1 protein-coding gene is annotated in these 530 nt (G+C 66.0%); it reads left to right on the top strand.

Going from position 1 to position 530, the window contains the following annotated elements; all coding sequences use genetic code 11:
* On the top strand, positions 1–530 hold a 530-nt coding region (locus tag V6R91_RS36355), incomplete at both ends, for a diacylglycerol/lipid kinase family protein (RefSeq protein WP_336399362.1).

Raw genomic sequence — 530 nt, 5'->3', positions numbered from 1 at the left:
CTCCCCGCCACACTCGCCGCAGCATTCGACGGCGAGATCCGCTCCATTGATGTCGCTGTCGCAGAGCTCGAAGACGAGAACGGCCACCGACACGCCCACTCCTTCGCCGTAATGGCGGGCATCGGCCTCGACGCCGCGATGGCACGAAACACCACCGCCCTCGCGAAACGCCACCTGGGGTGGTTCGCCTACGTGACACCCATCGCGCGTTCGATCATCGCGAACCGACTGTTCCACCTCGACTACCGGATCGATGATGGCCGTACCCGGTCTGCGCGCGCCCACACGATCATCGTGGGCAACTGCGGGACTCTCACCGGCAACATGCTCCTGATCCCCGCGGCCAGGATCGACGACGGGCTGCTGGACGTCGTCATGTTGCGCCCGAAAGGCTTGCTCGGATGGGCGAGGATCGGGACCCGGCTCACGATCCAGGGCATCGCGCAGCGCTCCCGCTTCGGCAGACGGATGCTCATGCAGGCCCCAACATTCAGAGCGCTCGCTTACGCGCAAGGCCAGGCGTTCGACGC

The organism is Microbacterium sp. CCNWLW41, from assembly GCF_037083505.1.
The sequence above is the reverse complement of the archived record's forward strand: the minus strand, read 5'-3'. Positions and strand labels throughout refer to the sequence as shown.